This window comes from Fodinicola feengrottensis (assembly GCF_039530045.1).
In the GTDB taxonomy this organism is placed as follows: domain Bacteria; phylum Actinomycetota; class Actinomycetes; order Mycobacteriales; family HKI-0501; genus Fodinicola; species Fodinicola feengrottensis.
Genome location: NZ_BAAANY010000014.1, coordinates 109,974 through 130,289 on the forward strand (window position 1 = coordinate 109,974; position 20,316 = coordinate 130,289).

The 20,316-nt window shown below is 66.6% G+C and carries 20 protein-coding genes; 15 read left to right on the top strand and 5 right to left on the bottom strand.

Translation table 11 applies throughout. From position 1 onward, the window contains the following. Window positions 1-155: 155 nt before the first annotated feature. The 3 genes from ABD301_RS19950 to ABD301_RS19960 are packed head-to-tail and all read left to right on the top strand — an operon-like array spanning window position 156 to window position 2,902. Window positions 156-1,565 (top strand): WS/DGAT/MGAT family O-acyltransferase, encoded by a 1,410-nt coding sequence (locus ABD301_RS19950; RefSeq protein WP_344311754.1) that lies wholly within the window; start codon window positions 156-158, stop codon window positions 1,563-1,565. Further along, entirely contained in the window at window positions 1,562-2,050 is a 489-nt protein-coding gene (locus ABD301_RS19955; protein WP_163570384.1) for a DUF6912 family protein, read from the top strand. The genes ABD301_RS19950 and ABD301_RS19955 overlap by 4 nt, the downstream gene beginning before the upstream one ends. A gap of 15 nt (window positions 2,051-2,065) precedes the next feature. After that, window positions 2,066-2,902 (top strand): PhzF family phenazine biosynthesis protein, encoded by an 837-nt coding sequence (locus ABD301_RS19960; RefSeq protein ID WP_344311756.1) that lies wholly within the window; start codon window positions 2,066-2,068, stop codon window positions 2,900-2,902. 86 nt (window positions 2,903-2,988) lie between these two features. On the opposite strand, the gene ABD301_RS19965 is transcribed toward ABD301_RS19960, so the two are convergent. After that, a complete protein-coding gene (locus ABD301_RS19965) occupies window positions 2,989-4,080 on the bottom strand; it encodes a hypothetical protein (protein ID WP_344311757.1) in 1,092 nt (363 codons plus the stop codon). Window positions 4,081-4,238: 158 nt separating this feature from the next. Here ABD301_RS19965 and pruA point away from each other — a divergent pair, with 158 nt between their 5' ends. Next, window positions 4,239-5,867: an L-glutamate gamma-semialdehyde dehydrogenase gene (gene pruA / locus ABD301_RS19970; protein WP_344311758.1), complete on the top strand. Its 1,629-nt coding sequence runs from the start codon at window positions 4,239-4,241 to the stop codon at window positions 5,865-5,867. Window positions 5,868-5,927: 60 nt separating this feature from the next. Here pruA and ABD301_RS19975 read toward each other — a convergent pair whose 3' ends face one another. The 3 genes from ABD301_RS19975 to ABD301_RS19985 all read right to left on the bottom strand — a co-directional run bounded on the left by ABD301_RS19975 (window position 5,928) and on the right by ABD301_RS19985 (window position 9,806). Beyond that, on the bottom strand, window positions 5,928-6,344 hold the full coding sequence (locus tag ABD301_RS19975; RefSeq protein WP_344311759.1) for an NUDIX hydrolase: 417 nt from the start codon (window positions 6,342-6,344) through the stop codon (window positions 5,928-5,930). After that, window positions 6,337-8,367, bottom strand: a complete 2,031-nt coding sequence (locus ABD301_RS19980; protein ID WP_344311760.1) for a prolyl oligopeptidase family serine peptidase — start codon at window positions 8,365-8,367, stop codon at window positions 6,337-6,339. The genes ABD301_RS19975 and ABD301_RS19980 overlap by 8 nt, the downstream gene beginning before the upstream one ends. Window positions 8,368-9,227: 860 nt before the next feature. Beyond that, window positions 9,228-9,806, bottom strand: a complete 579-nt coding sequence (locus tag ABD301_RS19985; protein ID WP_163570394.1) for a TetR/AcrR family transcriptional regulator — start codon at window positions 9,804-9,806, stop codon at window positions 9,228-9,230. 111 nt (window positions 9,807-9,917) lie between these two features. Between ABD301_RS19985 and ABD301_RS19990 the strand changes: the two genes are divergently transcribed. Continuing rightward, window positions 9,918-11,564, top strand: coding sequence for an MDR family MFS transporter (locus ABD301_RS19990; protein ID WP_344311761.1), 1,647 nt, complete (start codon window positions 9,918-9,920; stop codon window positions 11,562-11,564). 61 nt (window positions 11,565-11,625) lie between these two features. After that, on the top strand, window positions 11,626-12,414 hold the full coding sequence (locus ABD301_RS19995; protein WP_279581614.1) for an alpha/beta fold hydrolase: 789 nt from the start codon (window positions 11,626-11,628) through the stop codon (window positions 12,412-12,414). 17 nt (window positions 12,415-12,431) lie between these two features. Here the strand turns inward: ABD301_RS19995 and ABD301_RS20000 are convergent, their stop codons facing one another. Further along, entirely contained in the window at window positions 12,432-12,893 is a 462-nt protein-coding gene (locus ABD301_RS20000) for a MarR family winged helix-turn-helix transcriptional regulator (RefSeq protein ID WP_344311763.1), read from the bottom strand. A 136-nt stretch (window positions 12,894-13,029) separates the two neighbouring features. Between ABD301_RS20000 and ABD301_RS20005 the strand changes: the two genes are divergently transcribed. From ABD301_RS20005 to ABD301_RS20045, 9 genes are all read left to right on the top strand, one after another. Further along, window positions 13,030-14,592: an MFS transporter gene (locus tag ABD301_RS20005; protein WP_344311764.1), complete on the top strand. Its 1,563-nt coding sequence runs from the start codon at window positions 13,030-13,032 to the stop codon at window positions 14,590-14,592. Between the two features lie 33 nt (window positions 14,593-14,625). Next, window positions 14,626-15,462 (top strand): oxidoreductase, encoded by an 837-nt coding sequence (locus ABD301_RS20010; RefSeq protein WP_163570400.1) that lies wholly within the window; start codon window positions 14,626-14,628, stop codon window positions 15,460-15,462. A gap of 111 nt (window positions 15,463-15,573) precedes the next feature. Beyond that, entirely contained in the window at window positions 15,574-16,797 is a 1,224-nt protein-coding gene (locus tag ABD301_RS20015; RefSeq protein WP_344311766.1) for a TadA family conjugal transfer-associated ATPase, read from the top strand. A gap of 2 nt (window positions 16,798-16,799) precedes the next feature. Further along, the gene (locus ABD301_RS20020; RefSeq protein WP_344311767.1) at window positions 16,800-17,669 is read left to right on the top strand and encodes a type II secretion system F family protein; all 870 of its coding nucleotides are present in this window, start codon (window positions 16,800-16,802) and stop codon (window positions 17,667-17,669) included. After that, the gene (locus tag ABD301_RS20025; RefSeq protein WP_163570402.1) at window positions 17,666-18,601 is read left to right on the top strand and encodes a type II secretion system F family protein; all 936 of its coding nucleotides are present in this window, start codon (window positions 17,666-17,668) and stop codon (window positions 18,599-18,601) included. Before ABD301_RS20020 ends, ABD301_RS20025 begins: the two co-directional genes overlap by 4 nt. Before the next feature lie 176 nt (window positions 18,602-18,777). Continuing rightward, entirely contained in the window at window positions 18,778-18,978 is a 201-nt protein-coding gene (locus ABD301_RS20030; RefSeq protein ID WP_279581618.1) for a hypothetical protein, read from the top strand. Next, window positions 18,953-19,363, top strand: coding sequence for a TadE/TadG family type IV pilus assembly protein (locus ABD301_RS20035; RefSeq protein WP_344311768.1), 411 nt, complete (start codon window positions 18,953-18,955; stop codon window positions 19,361-19,363). The genes ABD301_RS20030 and ABD301_RS20035 overlap by 26 nt, the downstream gene beginning before the upstream one ends. After that, window positions 19,360-19,815 carry a hypothetical protein gene (locus tag ABD301_RS20040; protein ID WP_344311769.1) on the top strand — a complete coding sequence of 152 codons (456 nt, stop codon included), beginning with the start codon at window positions 19,360-19,362 and terminating at the stop codon, window positions 19,813-19,815. The genes ABD301_RS20035 and ABD301_RS20040 overlap by 4 nt, the downstream gene beginning before the upstream one ends. Beyond that, window positions 19,812-20,234, top strand: coding sequence for a pilus assembly protein TadG-related protein (locus ABD301_RS20045; RefSeq protein ID WP_344311770.1), 423 nt, complete (start codon window positions 19,812-19,814; stop codon window positions 20,232-20,234). Before ABD301_RS20040 ends, ABD301_RS20045 begins: the two co-directional genes overlap by 4 nt. Window positions 20,235-20,316 lie beyond the last annotated feature (82 nt).

Genomic DNA, 20,316 nt, shown 5'->3' on the forward strand with positions numbered 1-20,316 from the left:
GCCGCCGCAGGAACTGCGGCCAGAAGCTCCGCGCCGCCGCAGGAACTGCGGCCAGAGGCACTACGGTGGGGTGCCCGCCCTTTGAGCACCCTGGCGACGGGCTGGATGCGCCGCCGCAGGAACTGCGGCCAACAGCTCAGGACGGAGACCGGAGGATGACCGATCGTCTGTCCGCGTTGGATGTGACGTTCCTTTACCTGGAGGGCCCGACCACGCCGATGCATGTCGGCGGGGTGGCGATTTTTCGGCCGCCGAAAGGGTTTGACTACGACCGGCTGGTGTCGCTGGTCGATCAGCGGATGGCCTTGGTGCCGCGCTACCGGCAGACCGTCCGGCACGTGCCGGGGCATCTGGCCAAGCCGGTGTGGGTGGACGCGCAGGATTTTGACATCGGCTATCACGTACGACGGTCGGCGCTGCCGCGGCCGGGGAGTCGCGGGCAGTTGGCGGAGTTGGTCGCCCGGCTGATGTCGCGGCGGCTGGATCGTTCGCGGCCGCTGTGGGAGATGTATTTCGTCGAGGGCCTCGAAGACGGTCAGCTCGCGGTGATCACCAAGACGCACCAGGCGTTGGTCGACGGCGTCAGCGCGGTGGACATCGGGCAGGTGATCCTGGATGTGGCGAAGACGCCGCGAGAGGTGCCCGAGCAGCCGTGGGAGCCGCGTCGGGGGCCCGGCGCGGTCGGGTTGTTGGCCGGTGCGGTGACCGAGTTGGTACGCCGGCCGTCCGCGGTCGTGGACACGCTCCGGTTGGGCATGTTGGACGCGACCGCCACCGCGTCCTCGGTGGCCGGCGCGGCGGTCGGGTTGCTGGCGGCGGTGCGTACGGCCGCGCGACCGGCGCCGGAGAGTCCGTTGAACGTGACGATCGGCGAGCAGCGCAGGTTCGCGATGGCGCGTACCAACCTGGCTGACTTCAAGCGCATCCGGGCCACCCATGGCGGCACGATCAACGACGCGATGCTGGCGACCGTGGCCGGCGCGTTGCGGTCGTGGCTGCTGACCCGCGGCGAGCCGGTCCGGTCGTCGTCGGCGATCCGCGCGATGGTGCCGGTGAGCGTACGGGCCGAGGGCACCGATCCGGATGCCGACGAGGCCAGCGCGGCGGCCGCCAACCGGGTGTCCACCTACCTGGTCGACCTGCCGGTCGGCGAGCCGAACCCGGTCATCCGGCTGCACCAGGTCTCGTTCGCGATGCAGGCGCACGCGGACGCGGGCCAGTCGGTCGGCGCCGCCGCGTTGATCCGGGTTTCCGGGTTCGCGCCGCCGACTTTGCACGCGCTCGGCGCGAAAGCGGCGAATGGCCTGTCCCGGCGACTTTTCAACCTGGTCATCACCAACGTGCCCGGTCCGCAGTATCCGCTGTATGCCGCCGGAGCCCGGATGACCGAGGTTTACCCGGTTGTCCCGCTGGCCCGCGGGCAGGCGCTGGCGCTGGGCATCACGTCGTACGATGGCGGGGCTTTCTTTGGTTTCAACGCGGATCGGGACGCGATGTCCGATGTGGACGTGATCGCCGACCTGGTGGTCGAGTCTTTGGCCGAACTGGTGGGGACGACGGGATGAGGGTTTACCTGCCGGCGACATTGCCGGCTTTGCGCACGCTCAAGGAATCCGGCGAAATACCGTTGCCGATCACCGCTTTCGCGGTCACCGCGGCGCTGCGTGAATGGTATGTGGACGATGACGGCGAAGAGCTGGAATACGCCGCGTTCACCGAGGCGGCCCGCGCGTCGCTGCGGATGATCGACCGCGACCCGACCGCGCCGCGCCGCCGGGTGGTCATTTCCGCGGACGTTGACGATGCGGCCGCGAAGCCGCGGCCAGATCTCGACCGGGCCGTCGTGCGGCTCGCGGATCCGGTCGTTTTCGCCGCGGTGGCGGCGATTCACGTCGACGGGGTGGCCGCGGTCGACGATGTCAGGGCGGCCGCGAACGTGGTTATCGAGGCGGATCTCGGCGACGAGGACTCACAGTTCACTGTGGACAGTGCCGAGGGTCACGAGCTGGAATGGTACGACGTCACTGAAATCGACGACCTGCTGAAATAGATTTGGTGAGATAACATGCATCCGTACGTGATCGCCGACGTTTTCACTGACACCGCGCTGGAAGGCAACCCGCTCGCGGTTTTCACCGGTGGCCAGGACATTCCGGCGGTACGGCTGCAGTCCGTCGCCCGCGAGATGAACCTTTCCGAAACCGTGTTCGTGTTGCCGGCCGAACGCGGCGGACACGCCCGGATCCGGATTTTCACGCCGGCCGCGGAGCTGCCTTTCGCCGGTCACCCGACGCTCGGGACCGCGATCGTGCTGGCCCAGGAACGCGGTTTGGCGGCGATCACGTTGGAGACCGGCGCCGGGGACGTCAGGGTGACGCTGGAGCGTACTGGCGATCAGGTGGTGTCAGGGCAGATGGCGCAGCCGATTCCCAGTTGGCAACCGTACGACCGGGCCGCTGAGCTGCTCGCCGCGCTGGGCGTGCGGGTGTCCGCATTGCCGATCGAGATCTACCAGAACGGCCCACGGCACGTTTATGTGGCTTTGGACACCGAAGCCCAGGTCGCGGCCGTGAAGCCGGACCTGAGCGCGGTGGCGGCGCTTGGCACGATGGGGGTCAGCACCTTCGCCGGCGCCGGCGACAACTGGAAGACCCGGGTGTTCTGCCCCGGGATGGGTGTCCCCGAGGACCCGGCGACCGGCTCCGCGGCCGGCCCGCTCGCCGTTCACCTGGCCCGGCACGGGCGAACCGAGTTCGGCCAGCGCATCCGGATCAGCCAGGGCGCTGAGATCGGACGTCCGTCGACCTTGTACGCCCAAGTGCACGGCCACGGCGACCAGATCGACCAGGTCCTGGTCGCCGGCTCCGCCGTCGTCGTGGCGCGCGGTGAGCTGACGATCTGACTCTGCCCGTACGCGCCCATTTTCGCCGACCGTAACTCTCCGTGACCTGAATGATTGCCCAGAGTACGGGGTGTTGCGGCCAAACCTCAGGCGGCGCGTTTGGGCTTCACGACGGCGGCGACCGCGGCGCCGATGATGAGGCCGACGAAGACCCCGATCACGCCGTACATCATGAACGAGAACGCGGTGAACGTGATGTCGAGCTTGGCGCCGCTGGTCTCGGTGCCGAAGATCAGCAGCGTCACGCAGCTCAGCCCGGCTGACACCACCCGGATGGCGCCGGGGATCACGCCCGCCAGCAGGCCGGCTCGTACCTCGCGGCCAGCCACCATGCCGGACCGTACGAGCCCGGGCACCAGGCACGCGACCGCGATGGCCACGAAGAGGACTTCCTCCACGACGTTGGTGACCACCGCGAAAGCGGTCAGTGTGCTCTGTGACGTGCCTTCGGAGTAGATCAGCCAGTGCACCACGATCTCGGAGATCAGCGTGCCGATGAACCGGATCACCAACCCGACGATCGCAGCCGCCAGCACGCCGGCGATCACGGTACGAGTGGGCCGGATCAGCGCGAGCAGACCGCACAGGACGGACGAGACCAGCACGGTCAGCATGACGGCGAGCCCGCGTGGGACGCCGTCGTGGAAGAGCACCACGCTGCCGGCGATGACGGCCGGCACCAGGCCGGTCGCCACCGACACCAGGATCACCACCACGGGCAGCGGCAGCCGGGGCTGGCGGGCCGCGACCATGCTGGCCACCGCGGCGGCCAGCACGCTGGTCGCGCCGGCCACCGCGGCCACACTGGTCAGCGTCAGGTCTCGGTTGCTGGTGAAGAACGGAAACGCATAGAGCAGCAGCAGAGTCAGCACCACGTACAACGCCGACAGCACGGTGGTCACGCCCGCTGAGCGGACGGACTGCCGCATCTCCCGCATGTCCGGCCGCGGCGGGCCCGCTGGTGGTTGTTGCTGGCCCTGGTACGGGTAGGGGCCAGGCCCAGGCTGGCCGGGCTGCGGCGGTCGCGGGTAGCTCTGCTGCGGCCCGGGCTGCCACTGCGGCGCCCCGGGGTGGCCGCCGACCGGATTCGTGGGATATCCGCCCACCGGCCCGGTGGGTTGCTGGCCCTGGCCTTGGTACGGCCCCGGTCCGTACGGTGGCACTGCGCCGGTCGTCATCGACTACCTCGTTCCCGCTCGCGGTCAGGCCGAGCCTATCCATCCCCGGCCACCGGCCCGTACGCGCTGCCCACGGCCCCGGCACCGTGTCAGGATGGGCGGCAGAGGCGGCCGGAGTGTCCACAAGACGCGGGCCGAAGCGAATTCGAGGAGGAACGATGGACGGCGTGACCCACGTGCCGGTGCCGCACAACGAGCCGGTACGGACGTACGCCCCCGGTAGCGACGAGCGGGCCACCCTGGCGCAGGCGGTGAACCGGCTGAGCGCCGAGCGGCACGAGTTGACGCATTTCATCGGCGACCAGGAGCGCGGCGGTGACGGTGACGCCATCGAGGTCGTCCAGCCGCACAAGCACTCGCACGTGCTCGGTGAGATGCACAACGCCACCGACGCCGAGGTCGCCGCCGCGATTGCCGCGGCAAAGGCGGCCGCGCCGGGGTGGCGCGACCTGCCGTACGACGAGCGCGCCGCGGTCCTGCTGCGCGCCGCCGACCTGCTGGCCGGACCGTGGCGGGACACCGTCAACGCGGCCACCATGCTCGGGCAGTCCAAGAGCGTCCAGCAGGCCGAGGTCGACGCGGCGTGCGAGCTCGCGGATTTCCTGCGCTACAACGCGCATTTCGGTCGCCAGGTGCTGGACAATCAGCCGGAGTCGTCGCCGGGTGTCTGGAACCGCTTCGACCACCGGCCGTTGGAAGGCTTCGTCCTCGCCATCACGCCGTTCAACTTCACCGCCATCGCCGGAAACCTGCCGACTTCGCCGGCGCTGATGGGCAACACGGTGGTCTGGAAGCCGTCGCCCACCCAGGCGCTTTCGGCGCATTACTTCATGAAGTTGTTGCGGGCCGCAGGACTGCCGCCCGGTGTCATTAACCTGGTGCACGGCGACGGTGCGGCGGTCAGCCGGGTGGCGTTGGCCGATCCTGACCTGGCCGGCATTCACTTCACCGGGTCGACTCGTACGTTCCAGCATTTGTGGCGTACGGTCGGAGAAAATCTCACCAGCTACCGCACTTATCCGCGGCTGGTAGGGGAGACTGGTGGCAAGGACTTCATCATCGCGCACCCGAGCGCGAACCGGGCCGCCCTGGGCACCGCGATCGTCCGCGGTGCTTTCGAATACCAGGGTCAGAAATGCTCCGCCGCCTCCCGGGTCTACGTGCCGCGGTCGCTGTGGAACAGCGGCCTGCGCGACGAGGTGGCGGCCACCGCCGACCAGTTGACTTACGGCGACGTGACTGATTTCTCGAACTTCGGCGGAGCGGTGATCGACCGGCGCTCTTTCGACAAGCTCGCTGGAGTTCTGGACCGCGTCAAGAACGACTCCGCCTGCACCACGATCGCCGGCGGCAGCGCTGACGACTCGGTCGGCTATTTCGTCCGGCCGACCGTGGTGGAATGCACCGATCCGACCAACGACGTTTTCGTCACCGAGTATTTCGGTCCGGTGGTGGCCGTCAGCGTCTTCGATGACAGTTCTTTCGACGACGTGGTCGCGCAGGCCGGTAGTGTTTCCTCGTATGCGCTGACCGGTGCGATTTTTGCGGACGACCGTCAGGTGATCGACCGGGCGTCGACCGCTTTGCGTTTCTCGGCCGGCAATTTCTACATCAATGACAAGCCGACCGGCGCGGTGGTCGGCCAGCAGCCGTTCGGTGGTGCGCGGGCCTCGGGTACGAACGACAAGGCCGGCAGCATCGGCAACCTGCTGCGCTGGGTCAGCCCTCGCTCCATCAAGGAAACGTTTGTTCCGCCGACGAACCACCGCTACCCGCATATGGGTTAGAACCGTTCACGTCGCAAAGACGCCGCTCATGGGGCGTCTTTGCGACATGAACCAGGCTGGTCACTCCTCGGAGCCGCCCCAGTAGTTCTTGCTGTACCACCGTGAGATGGCGTCCTTATACGGCTCCGGCATGTTCACATGCCAGAATTCGTTCCTTTTGAACAGGCCGAAATCGGTGTGCTCGGCCGAGATCATCGGAACGGTGTCACTGTGCGGAATGCAGCCGTACGCGACGATGAAGACGTGCTTGTCCACCTGGGGGATGTGATGGATCCAGGAACTGATGATGTCGTGGACGCTCACCCTCCACAGGGTTTCCTCGACGATCTCGCGGGCCAGGCATTCCGCCGGGGTCTCGCCCAGCTCCAGGCGACCTCCCGGCAGCTCCCATTCGTTGCGGTGGTTCCTCAGCAGCAGGACGCGCCCATCGTTGATCACCACCCCCTTGACCGAAATCGGCAGTGTCAGCTCAGACATCGTCGCTGGCCAGTCGATCGAACAGAAACTGGAAGGTGAGCGCCCACCGGAAGGCGAGTTGTTCATTGTCGGCGGCGGCGCCGTGGCCGCCTTCGATGTTCTCGTAATACGACAGGTCGTAGCCGAGTTCTCGCAGTCGGGCGACCATTTTCCGGGCGTGCCCAGGGTGCACGCGGTCGTCGCGGGTGGAGCTGAGGAAGAGCGCCGGTGGGTAGGGGCGGCCCGGTTCGATGTGCTGGTAGGGCGAGTACTTACGGATGAATTCCCAGTCCTGCGGGTCATCCGGGTCGCCGTACTCGGCCATCCAGGACGCGCCGGCGAGCAACAGGTGATAACGCTTCATGTCCAGCAGCGGCACCGCGCACACGATGCCACCGAAAAGCTCCGGATACTGGGTCAGCATCACGCCCATCAACAGGCCACCATTGCTGCCGCCGTGAATGCCCAGCCGGGCCGGTTCGGCGATCCCGCGGTCGACGAGATCTTTAGCCACCGCAACGAAATCCTCATAAACCCGGTGCCGGTTCTCGCGGATCGCGGACAGGTGCCAGTCTGGCCCGTACTCACCGCCGCCGCGTATGTTGGCCACCACGTACGTGCCGCCGCGGGCCAGCCAACCACGGCCGATGATGCCGCTGTAGGTGGGAGTCAGGGAGATCTCGAAACCGCCGTAGCCGTTCAACAAGACCGGTCCGCTCGGGTTTTCTGGGCCCACCACGAAATACGGGATTTTGGTGCCATCCGCCGAGGTGCCGAAATGCTGGCGTACGACCATGTCCGCAGCGTCGAAGAATGCCGGCGCCTGTTTGATTCCCTCCAGCTCTTCCCCGACATGGCCGTAAAGCAGTGTCGACGGCTCGGTGAAACCGCTCGAATTCACCATGAACTCGTCGTCATCGTCCGGGCTGGTGTCGATGATCTGTACGCTGCCGGTGGCGGCGACGCCGGCGAGCGGCTCGCGCTGCCAGCCGGCCGCTGATGGCGTCAACACCTCTATTCGGGTCTTCACGTCTTCCAGAGTGTTGAGCAGCAGGTGATTTCGGGTCCAGGTGTAGTGATTCAGTGACGTGTTCGGCGATGGCTCGAAGAGCACGGCCAGGTCGCGCTGGCCGGCAAGGAAGTCGTCGAAATTGGTCACCAGTAGTGCACCGGCTGGATAAGTCTGATCGCCGACGGTCCAGTCGGTCCGCAGCTCGATCGTCAACCATTCCCACTGCGCACCGATCTCGGCGTCGTCGGGCACCTCGATGCGTACCAGATTTTCCCCGGATCGCAGGTATTTCTCGCTGGAATAGAAATCGGTGGCCCGAGTGACGAAATCGCGCTCAAAACCCTCGGTCGGATCGTGGCTGGCGCCGACCGCGATGTCGTCCGGTTTTCCCTCGTAAACCGTCACCGCCGCGGACAGCGGCGTCCCGCGTCGCCATTCCTTGACGATCCGCGGATATCCGGACGCGGTCAGCGAACCGGTGCCGAAATCGGTGCCGACATACACCCGGTCGATGTCGATCCACCCGATGTCGCTCTTCGCCTCCGGCAGCTCGAAGCCGCCGTCCACGAAGGTCCGGGTCTGCAGGTCGTACTCCCGCACGACCGTCGCGTCCGCGCCGCCGCGGGACAGGTTGACCAGGCAGTGCCGGTAGTCCGGCCGGAGCACGTCGGCGCCCTGCCACACCCACTTCTGCGACTCGGCCGCGCCCAGCGCGTCGATGTCGAGCAGGACATCCCACTCGGGCTCGGCCTTGCGGTATTCGGCCAGCGTGGTGCGTCGCCAGAGGCCGCGCGGGTTGGTCTCGTCCTGCCAGAAGTTGTAGAGGTAGTCGCCGCGGCGCATCACGTACGGGATGCGGTCCTTCGCGTCCAGCACCTCCCGGATCTCCGCGTTCAGCGCCCCGAAATGGGCGCTTTCGGCCAGCGCGGCGACGGCCTCGGCGTTGCGCTCGCGCACCCAACCCAGCGGCGCGTCGGCGGTCAACTCCTCCAGCCAGAGATAAGGGTCCTGCTCAGCGGTCGCATCGGTCATGCCGGAAAGTCTGCCGGGCCGCGCTTCGAGATGGCAGGTGGGGGCGCGTTCTCTGCGCGAGCGGTCCGAGCCCGTGGTGCGCGATCGGATGCCGATCTCTCCATAGGGTGCGGCGCGAAACTGTCGTACGTGTCTGTTTTTCTTTCCCCCTCCCTTTGAACGGGCGGGGGGTGGGTTGAGAGGTGGACCTTAGTTTTTAGTTGAACATTGGTCCTCGAACCCGCCCCCCACCCGTTCTTGGGTGGGGGTGATTTTTCGGGGTGGGTACGACAGTTTCGCGCCGCACCCTATGTAGAGCTGCACAATCGGATTCCGATTGTGCAGCTGGTGGGGTGCCCTTCGGGCGGAGCCTCAAGGAAGAACGGGGGTCTGACGGGCGGGGTGCGGCTTGGGTACGGAGTTGGGCAAGGATTCGTTCTCCCCGCCGACGGGGAGAACGAACCAGCATCACGTTTGCGGGTTCAAGACCTGTGTGGGTGCGGTTTTGACTGTGGGTGGCCGGGTACTGAGTGGGGGTATGTCCGATTGTGACGTTGTTGCCCATTCTGGGCACGGATGGGCGACAACGTTACAATCGGACATAGGTGGCGGCGTTATTCGCGGAATCCGGTTACTGGCGGTGAAAGTTGATCCCACCAGTCCCAATAAGAACAGCGGAATGTGCCTGACCGGATTCTGGTCCACATCTTGGGATTAGCGTCCCGTACGCCGGACCGCCCGGTTACTCCTGTGACTCAAGTGGCTCCTGCGCACTCAACCGCCAGCGAATGTAACGAAACAGTTCACAAATCGGGACAAAACTAAGCTGTTTCGTTACCGGCGGCGGAGGAGGGGATGGAGGGGAATCGAGGCGAGCGGGGTTACTCCCAGGAGACGCGGTCCAGGAGTTCGAAGACGACCTCGACGATGGCCGCGTCTAGTTCCTCCACTGGCACATCCTGCATGCTGAAACGGCTCAGTTGGACGGCGAAGAGAGCGATCCGGATGCGGAGCTTGTCGGGGACTGAGGCGTGTTCGGGGGTCAGGGTGTTGACCAGGTCGATCAGCCGGTCGCGCATCTGCTCGCCGACCTTGAGCTCGCGCATCGCCGGGCCGTTCTCCTGGAACAGTCGCATGACGCTGGATGCGCCCTTGCTGGACTCGACGTAGCGCTGGGCGATCTGCTGGCGGGCGGTGGACGTACGCGGCTGGGTTTTGGTCCAGGCGATGAACCCGTCCATCTCCTCGAGGATCTCCTCGAAGACGGCGGCGATGATCGCTTCCTTGCTCTTGAAGTGGTAGTAGAGCGCGGCTTTGGTGACGCCCAGGCGCTCGGCGATCTCCCGCAGGGAGGTCTTGTCGTACCCGTATTCGGCGAACAACTCCAGCGCGACCTGCTGGATTCGCTGGCGGGTGCCGGACTGGCGGCCCTCGGGCGCTGTCGGCGTGTCGTCTGTCACGGAACTCACCTTCGCTTACTTACTTGACGACCGGCTAGTAGAGAGCTTACCGTACGGCTAGTAAGGCAGCTAGCCGGCCGACAAGTAAACTTCGCGTACTGGAGATATCTGATGACAGCCAACACCACACACTCGGCGCCTCAGCGTCGCGGTGGCGCCCACGTGGCGCCCCCGGCCGAGGTGGCGACCCCGTCCAAGGGGCGGATGTACGTCATTCTCACCGGCGTCATGCTGGCCATGCTGCTGGCGCTGCTCGACAACATGATCGTCAACACCGCGCTGCCGCGGATCGTTGGCGACCTCGGCGGGCTCAGCCACCTGTCCTGGGTGGTCACCGCGTACGTGCTGGCCTCGACGGTGGCGACGCCGATCTGGGGCAAGCTCGGCGACCTCTACAGCCGCAAAGCGATGTTCATCGCCTCAATCGTGCTCTTCTTAGCCGGTTCGGTGCTGTCCGGCGCAGCGCAGAGCATGACCGAGCTGATCGCCTTCCGCGCCTTCCAAGGCCTGGGTGGCGGCGGACTTATGGTCGGCGCGATGTCGATTATGGGCGCGATGGTGTCGCCGCGGGAGCGCGGCAAATATCAGGGCCTGATGGCCGCGGTGATGCCGCTGGCGATGATCGGTGGTCCGCTGCTGGGCGGGTTCATCACCGACAACCTGGACTGGCGCTGGGTCTTCTACGTCAACATCCCGGTCGGGATCGTCGCTCTGATCGTCGTCGTACTCACCCTCAAACTGCCCAAGTCCACGATCAAGGCGAGCATCGACTATCTCGGGGTGGCCGTGCTGAGCGTCGGCATCACCGCGCTGGTGCTGCTGACCACGTGGGGCGGCACCGAGTACGCGTGGGACTCCTGGCAGATCGTCGGGCTGGGGATTCTCGCCGTCGTCTCGCTGGTCGGGTTCGTTTTCGTGGAGCGGCGGGCGGTCGAGCCGATCATGCCGATGAGCCTGTTCCGCAACCGCAACTTCGCGGTCGCGTCGGTGCTGGGCTTCCTGGTCGGATTCGCGATGTTCGGCGCCACCACCTTCCTGCCGCAATACCAGCAGCTGGTGCAGGGCGACAGCGCCACCGCGAGCGGTCTCGCGCTGATCCCGCTGATGCTCTCGTCGGTGGTAGTCGGCCTGATCGTCGGCCAGATCACCACCCGTACCGGCCGCTACCGAGCCTTCCCGATCATCGGCGGCGCGCTGATGACGCTCGGCATGATTGCGTTGGCGCAGCTGACCGTCAGCACCACGCACACCGTCTCCAGCCTGCTGATGATCCCGCTGGGCCTCGGGATGGGTTTCCTGATGCAGACCACCATGCTGATCACCCAGAACAGCGTGTCCGTACGGGACATGGGCGTCGCCTCGTCGGCGGCCACGTTCTTCCGGCAGATCGGCGGATCGATCGGTGTGTCGCTCTTCGGTGCGATCTTCAGCTCGCGGTTGACCGCCTCGTTGACCAGCAGTCTCGGCTCGGCGGCGGCGGAGAAAATGACCTCCGGCGGCGCGCGGATGAGCCCGAGCGTCGTGTCGCACCTGCCGGTCGCGGTCCACACCGCGTACAGTTCGGCCGTCGTGGACGCCCTGCAGACGGTGTTCTGGTGGGCCGTGCCAATCACCGCCGTGGCCTTCGCGGTGGCCTGGTTCGTCAAGGAGATCCCGCTGCGTGGCGGCGACACTCCGCCGGCGACGCCGAACGCTTCGCCGGCGAAGGTCGAGATCGTGAAGCAGCGCCAGCCGGTTGAGGCGCTAGTCTCGGAATAGATTCAGCAAAGCCGCTCGGATGGTTGGTCCGAGCGGCTTTTTCTATCCAGAGGAGCAAACAATGAACCTGACAGTTGACGGTGCCACGCTTTACTACGAAGTACGAGGCAGCGGGCCGGTGTTGTTGATGATCCCCGGCGGCGGTGGTGACGCCGGCTATTTCGGGCCGATAGCCGCCATTCTGGCGGACCGGTTCACGGTCGTCACGTACGACCGTCGAGGCAACTCGCGCAGCCCGCTGGACGGTCCACCGGCCGATCTGGTGATGGCCGAGCAGAGCACGGATGCCTTGCGGCTGCTGGAAACCTTCGGCGACGAGCCGGCGTACGTCTTCGGCAACAGCCTGGGCGCGGTGATCGGCATCGACCTTGCCATTCGTCATCCCGAGCGGGTACGCGCGTTGGTCGCCCATGAGGCGCCGCTGGTGGCCGCATTGCCCGACCCGGAGCCGCTCCGGCTGCGTTTCGCCGACATTCACGCCGCGTACGTCAGCGGCGGGGTGATGGCCGCGGTGACGAAGATGACCGAATACGAAGGTGGTTCCGAGGCGGGGCTGCCGGGAGGTCCAGAGCTGGGCGGCCGATTGGCCAGCAACTTCGGTTTCTTCGTCGGACATGAAATGCCGCCGACCATCCAGGAGTACGAGCCGGACCTGGAGAAGCTGCGTACGAGCGGAGTGCCGGTGGTGGTCGGGGTCGGCGAGCCGCGTAAGGACACGATGCAGGACGAGATCCAGGCCGCGCTGGCCGCGAAACTGGGCGTTGAGGCAGTCGACTTTCCGAGCTACCACCACGGATATCTGACCGCACCTGAGGCTTTCGCCCAGCGCCTAATGGATTCGATTGGTTAAGGACTGAGCTCCTGGTCTCAGTGGGCCGAGAGGGTGGCGATGGCTCGTTGAAGGAGGTCGCGGAGCGTTTTTTCCTCGTCGGCGGTGAAAGCGGCGGACAGCCCGCGCTCCACTGCCAGTGCGGCCTCGTTGGCTTTGCGGAACACGGCGTGGCCGGCCCTGGTGAGCTTGGTGACGAGCACCTGGGCATGCAGATCTGACGGACTGCGTTCGATCAGGTTCTTGGCTTCCAGGGTGGACAGCAACGAGTTCATGCTCTGCGGAGTGACGTAGCAGATCCGGGCCAGCTGCGCTCCGGACAGCTGCGCCTGGGACAGTGCGAACAGCGCGGCGTACTGCGGCACCGAGAGCCCGAACGGCTTCAGTACGCGGCTTTTCTCTGCCATCAGCGCCTGCTCCGAACGCTTCAGGAAGGTGCCGAGGCGCTCCTCCAAGCCCTCGATGATGCGTTCCTCGACACCCATGCGTCCCTCGCTCACGTCAGCCATCCGCCGCTGGGACAAAACTATCAGACTTCTGACAGCTATGAGAGTTGTGCGCTTGACGAGAGCCGTCTCTGTCTGTTTCCATCTCTGGTGAGTATCAGAGTTCGAATAGACATCAGAGGTCAATGTGATGGAAGAGTCTTTCGGTTCGAGCGGCGGGCGGCCGGCTGCCACGCTGGCAGTGGTGTGCGCGGCGATCGTGCTGGTGCCGGTGACCGCGACCGGTGCCTCGATCGCGCTGCCGGACATCAGCGCAAGCCTGCACACCAGCCTCGCCTCCGCGCAGTGGGTGGTGAACGCGTTTTTCCTGACGTTCGCGAGTTTCATGGCCATCAGCGGGTCGTTGGCCGACCTGGCCGGACGGCGGCTGATGTTCGCCACCGGTATCGCGGTGTTCTGCGCGGCCATGCTGGTCGCCGCCTACGCACCGGTGATTGGCGTGTTGATCCTGGCGCGGGTGATCGCCGGCATCGGCGCGGCGGCGGTGGTCACCGGTGGCAGCGCATTGCTGGCTCACGCGTACGCCGGACGGGGTCGGTCCAGAGCGTTCGCGCTGTTTGGCACCGCGATCGGTCTCGGCCTGGCCTTTGGCCCGCTGATCGCCGGCGTGCTGGTCACCGCGCTGGGCAGCTGGCGGGCCTTCTTCCTGGTCGCGGCTGTGATTTTGGTGCCGGTCCTGCTGGTGACGCCGTTGTTGCCGGCCTCGCGGGAGCGGCATCGGGCCGGCCTTGACTTGCCGGGTGCGATCACCCTGACCTTGTCCTTGTCGGCATTCGTGTTCGGAGTAATCGAGGGGCCGTCGCTGGGGTGGCGGCACCCGCTGGTGATCTGCGCGCTGGTGGCCGCCGCGGCATTGATGGCCGCGTTCGTCATCGTCGAGCGTCGGGGAACTCATCCCATGATCGACGTCTCGCTTTTCGCTGAGCCGCGATTCCTGGCGATCTGTGTGATCCCCATCCTGCTCGCTTTTGGCTTCGTCGCGCCATTGTTGGCCCTGCCGGCGTATTTCATGGCGGTGGACGGCATCGATGCGCAAACGGCCGGCCTGCTGCTGGTGCTGCTGACCGGTCCGACGCTGGTCGTACCGGTGGTGGTAGGCGCCATCGCGCACCGGGTCTCGCAGCGCGTACTGCTGGTCGCCACGATGGTGTTGACCGCGGTCGGTGCGGCCTGGTCGACGCTGACCATCCATGCCGGTGCGTACGCCGGTGAGCTCGCCGGTCCACTGCTGCTGATCGGCACTGGTTTCGGGGTTTCGTTGGCAGTGCTGGACGGCGCGGCCGTTTCCGCCGTCTCGCCGGCACGCGCCGGAATGGCCGCCGGAGTGTTCAACACGATGCGTCTTGGCGGAGAAGCCGTCGCGATCGCTGTCCTTGGATCGTTGTTGGCCGGTGTCACCCAGGCACGCCTGACCGGCTCTCTTGGTGCCGATCGTGCGAGCGCGGTCACCGCGAGGCTGTTGCAGGGCGACATGAGCGGTACCTTGGCCGCCGGCGGCGAGCCGGCGGCACAGCTTCGCGTGATCGCGTCCAACGCGTACACCGACGCGCTGCACACCGGCATGTGGACGATCGCGGCCACCGCCGCCCTCGGCGCGGCAATTGTCGCCGTGTTGGTTCGAAAACGGCCGGTCAGTACGGGCAATGACGGCGAAGTCAAGGAAATGGCGCTCGCCGGCACGGCAGCTGGTTAAAGGGTCTGCATATCAGCAAAAGAGGAGAGACTGATGAGTGTACGAGTGTGGTTCGTGACCGGTGCGTCGGCCGGGTTTGGCCGCGCGATCGCGGTGCAGGCGCTGGCCGCCGGTGACACCGTGGTGGCCGCGGTCCGGCGTCCGGAGTCAGTGAAGGACCTCGTCGAGTCCGCGCCGGATCGGGTCACGGCTGTCCAGTTGGACGTGACCGACAAGGAGCAGATCACCGCCGCCGTCGCGCGGGCAATGAAGGTGTACGGACACATCGACGTGCTGGTGAACAACGCGGGCAGGGGCATCGTCGGTGCGGCCGAGGAGATTGCCGACCAGGAGTTGCGTGACCTGATGAACCTGCACCTGTTCGGACCGGCGGAGATCGTCCGGCAGGTGCTGCCGGCCATGCGGGCCCGCGGTCGCGGGGCGATCGTGCAGATGAGCAGCCAGGTCGGCCGCTACGCCTTCGGTGGGATCAGCGCGTACGCCGGCACCAAGTTCGCGCTCGAAGGCTGGTCGGAGGCGCTGGCCGAGGAGGTCCGGCCGTTTGGCGTCCACGTCATGATCGTGGAACCCGGGCCGTTTCGGACCTCCTTCAACGAACGAGATGTCCTTGAATTCACCGCCACCGGCGAGGTCTACCGCGAACTGCTCGCGCCGGTGCGGGCGGCCCTCACCCAGGCCAGCGGCGCGCAGGCGGGTGACCCGGTCCGCGCCGCCAAGGCGATCCTGACCGCGCTGGACGCCGAGCGGCCACCACTGCGGCTGGTGCTCGGCAACGAAGCCGTCGACACCATCGCGGCCAGCCTGGACAGGGCCCGCGCGGAACTGGCCGAGTGGGAGAGCCTGGCACGTTCGGCCGACTACCCAGCATGACGTGAGGGGAAACCCAAAGTGGACGAATGCATACAGACTGTTGTCTTTACCGCTTCTTGACAGATAGCCTGAAGCGGACAAAAACGACAGGGCGGCTACGGGGGCGTGGCGGTGGACGCGGCGACCGGAATCCTCGGATCTGAGGTACGGGAGCTGGTCCGCCGCCGCGGCTTGGACCCCGTCCGGCAGCCGTTGGCGATCCGCGAGTTGATCGAAGAGGCGCTGTCCGACTACGCCGACCGTTCGCTGACCGGCACCCTGCCGCCTCTTATGGACGCACCGGCCACAGCCCGGAGTCTCTTTGACGCGCTGGCCGGAATTGGTCCGCTGCAACGATTTCTCGAAGATCCGGAGATCGAGGAGATCTGGGTGAACGGCCCGGGCCGGGTGTTCGTGGCGCGCCGCGGCCGCAGCGAGTTGACGAACACCATCCTGTCCGCCGACCAGGTCCGCGACCTCGTCGAGCGGATGCTGAAAGGAACCGGCCGGCGGATCGACCTGTCCACCCCGTTCGTGGACGCCACCCTGGTCGACGGATCGCGGCTGCACGTCGTCATTCCGGACATCACCCGGGAACACTGGGCCGTCAACATCAGGAAATTCGTCGTACGGGCCAACAGTCTGGAACAGCTCTGCGGGTTGGGCACGATTTCGCTGCCAGCGGCCAGATTCCTTGAAGCCACCGTCGCCGCCGGCCTCAACGTGATCGTCAGTGGTGGTACGCAGGCCGGAAAAACCACCCTGCTGAACTGTTTGGCCGCCGCGGTCCCGGCCAGCGAGCGGATCATCAGCTGCGAAGAGGTTTTCGAGCTGCGGTTCTGCGCGCCCGACTGGGTCGCCTTGCAGACCAGACAGCCCAATCTGGAAGGCTTCGGCGAGATACCGTTGCGGCGCCTGGTAAAAGAGGCGCTGCGGATGCGGCCGAGCCGGATCATCGTTGGCGAGGTCCGGCAGGCCGAGTGCCTTGACCTGCTGATCGCGCTGAACAGTGGACTGCCCGGAATGGCCAGCATTCACGCCAATTCGGCCCGCGAGGCGGTCACGAAGATGTGTACGCTGCCGCTGCTGGCCGGCGAGAACGTGACGACCGGTTTCGTGGTACCCACCGTCGCGTCCTGCGTCGACGTGGTCGTCCACGTCGAGTCGGACGGGTCCGGGCGGCGGCGGGTACGCGAGATCATCGGCGTCACTGGCCGGGCCGAGGGCAGCGTGGTGGAAACCGCCGAGATTTTCGCCAGCGGCGGCGGGAAATTGGCTCGATGCGGCGGATATCCGCCGCATCCCGATCGGTACGCGCGGGCCGGCTACGACCTGGCCGCGTTGCTGGGCGCCTGACAATGGGACTGCTCGGCGCCTTTCTTGGCCTGTTGGCAGGCATTGGCGCGCTGCTGGTGTGGCGGTCAGTGGCCCGGGTGCCGGCGCGCCGGTTCCGACCGGCCGCGGGTTGGTTCGCCCGGCGTACTGAAATGCTGCGTCAAGCCGGCATTGAGGGCGTCACCGGCGGCCAGCTGCTGATGATCCAGCTCGGGGTCGCCGTACTCGCGATTTTGGTGGTGTTGTTGATCAGCCGGAGCTTGTCGGTGTCCGCCTGCTTCGGAGTTTTCGGCTTTTTCGGTCCGGCCGCGATAGTCCGCAGATTCCGCGATCGCCGGCAGGTCGAGTTGCGGGAGGTGTGGCCCGAGGTGGTCGACAACCTCACCTCCGCGGTGCGGGCCGGGCTGTCGCTGCCGGAGGCCGTCGGCGCCCTGGGCGTGCGCGGACCGGAACAGTTACGCCCGGCTTTCGTCCGGTTCGCGGCCGACTATCGGGCCACCGGACGGTTTTCCGACTCGGTTGACACCCTCCGGGACGCACTGGCGGACCCGGTGGGGGATCGGGTGTTGGAGTCGCTGCGAATGGCGCGTGAGGTCGGTGGCACCGAACTGGGGACGCTTTTGCGTACGCTGTCGGCTTTTCTGCGGGAGGACGCGAGAACAAGAGCGGAATTGGAGACGAGACAGTCCTGGACCGTCAACGGCGCGCGGCTGGCGGTCGCCGCGCCGTGGATGGTTTTACTCATGCTGGCAACGCAAAGCAGCACGCTGGCGGCGTACGACTCGACCACCGGCCGGATCCTGCTGGCCGCCGGCGGTGGGCTGTGTTTCGGCGCGTACCGGCTGATGATGCGCATCGGTCGGCTGCCGCAGGAGCGGCGGGTGCTGCGATGAGTTTCACGACTCTTGGAATGGTGCTCGGTTTCTTCGGCGGAGTCGGGCTGGTGGTGGCTGGTACGGGTGTGCCGTTGCTGCGTCGGGTACGGCTCGCCGATCGCCTTACGCCGTATTTACGTGACGCACCAAAACCTTCCCGGTTGCTCGCGGGCCGTACCCCGTCGCTCGGCGCTTTGGGGCGGTTGGCGCGGCCGGTTTTGGTGGAAATGGCGGGCATCGCCGACCGTTTGGTCGGCGGAAGTCGGTCGGTACGCCGCCGACAGCTCGCGCTCGGTGTCCCGGTGAATGTCGAGGAATTCCGGATCGAGCAGGTCCTCTGGGCTGGCGCTGGTGCTCTGCTCGGAGCGTTTTCGGGGGTACTGCTGGGATCACTTGCCGGTGAGGTGTCGATGGTGGCGGTCCTGTTGGTGGCTTTCAGTGCTGCGCTGGCCGGATTTCTCGGCCGGGACTGGTGGCTGTCCGCTCAGGTGCATCGGCGGACCGAGCTGATTCTGGCGGAGTTCCCGGTGATCGCGGACCTGCTCGCGCTGGCCGTCACCGCCGGCGAGGCGCCGGCACCCGCGTTGGAGCGGGTCTGCCGGATGTGCCGCGGCGAACTCAGTGCCGAACTGTCGCGGGCCCTCGCCGAGGCCCGTGCCGGGGCTTCGCTGCCGGCCGCGCTGGAGGCGGTCGCGCAGCGGACGACCATCGACGCGCTGTCCCGGTTCGTGGACGGCATTCTGGTGGCGCTGGAGCGAGGGACGCCGCTCGCGGCCGTACTCCGGGCTCAGGCCGCGGACGTACGCGAGGCTCGCAAGCGCGCGCTCCTCGCGACCGGCGGCCGCCGCGAGATCGCCATGCTCGTACCGGTCGTCTTCCTCATCCTGCCGGTCACCGTCCTGTTCGCTCTGTATCCGGGGTTGGTCTCGATCACCCTCCTTACCCGGTGATGCCTGTGGATAAGTAGCCGATCTTAAAGTCCGTTTGAAGTAGATATGACACCTTTTCTCACCATGGCTATCCCCAGGTCGAGGAGGTTGTCCACAGCTTTGATCGGACGCGATTCGGAAGGTGAAAGCTCCTTTACTCTGGGTGATTCAGGATTAATCGGACGGTGGTGACGGTCGTGGCGTTTTGGGTCTGGCTGCGGGTGCGGGTCTGCGACCTGCGGTCGCAGGACGGCGAAGCTGGCGACGTGCCTGGCTGGGTGATGGTCACGGTGATGACGGCGGGCCTGGTGGTGGCCCTTTTCGCGGTTTTCCGCGGCGCGATCATCGGAGCCGTCCAGGACGCGATCAGCAATGTGGTGTCCGGCACCCGCGGATAGCGGGGACGACGACGGCGCCGCGGTCGCGGAGTTCGCGCTGGTCTCGGTGCTGCTGATCTTCCTGTTCCTGGCCATTGCGCAGGTTGCCGTCTACCTGCACATACGCAACGTGGTCACGGCGAGTGCGGCGGAAGGCGCGCGCTATGCGGCCAACGCGGATGTGCCGGCCGAGGCCGGCGGGCCGCGGGCGACTGCGCTGATCCGTGCGTCCGTCGGGCCGTCCACGAGTGCCGCGGTGAGCTGCCGGTCCGCGCAGGTCGCCGGGCCGGCCGGCGTACCGGTGGTCGAGGTGGACTGCGACGGCGCGGTGCCGGTCTTCTTCGCGCCGCTTGGACGCGTACTCCCGCTTCGTACGTCCGCGCGAGCCGTCGAGGAGGCGCCGTGAGATCGGTACGTAGTGACGACGGTTCGACGATCGTCGAGTTCGTGTTTCTCGGGATCGTCATCCTGGTGCCGTTGATGTATGTGGTGCTGCTCGCGTCCGATCTGCAGCGGAACGCATTCGGGGTCACCGAGGCCGCCCGGCAGGCGGGCCGGGCCTACGCGACCGCCGACGACGAGGGGAGTGCGCGGCGGCGGGCCGACTATGCGATGGGCCTCGCGCTCGCCGACCAGGGACTGTCGACCGACGGCGCGGAACTGCGTTTTGTGGCTGCCGGCGCCGACTGCCAGGGGCCGGAGGTGACGCCGACCCTCGCGCCGGGCTCGCAGTTTGCCGTCTGTGTGGTGCGAATCTTCCGCTTGCCGGCCGTACCGTCCTTTGTGGATGGTGGAAACAACACCGTCACCGGAATTTTCGTTGTCAGGATTGACCAGTTCCGCGGTACGCCGCGGTGAGCCGGTCGGACGAGGGCAGCTCGGTGCCGCTGGTGCTGCTCTTTTTCGTGCTGGCCCTGCTTTTGGTGGCCGGCACGGTGGCGGCTTCGGCCGCGTTCCTCGCCCAGCGCGACCTACAGTCGGACTGCGATGGCGCGGCCGTCGTCGCGGCGAACGCGTTGGACGCGGCCGGTTTCTACGGCTCCGACCGGGCCGGCGACGCGCTTCCACTGGCCGTCGGCGGCGCGCAGGCCGCCGTCGACCGCTATGCCGCCGACGCCGGGCTGGGCAGCACGTCATTCGCCGTGACGGTCGACGACTCCCGAGCCCTGGTCGCCTGTGCGCGGATGGTGCCGGTCCCGTTCGGGGCGGCCTTCGGCTATTCGCAGGGATTGCGCCGGACCGCGGTCAGCGAGGCTCGGTCGCCCTACGCCCCTTAGCGGTTGTCACGCCCGCCGAAGTCCGCGCAGGTCAGCGGGGTGCTGTTGTGACAATCGGAATCCGATTGTGCAGTGGGTTGCG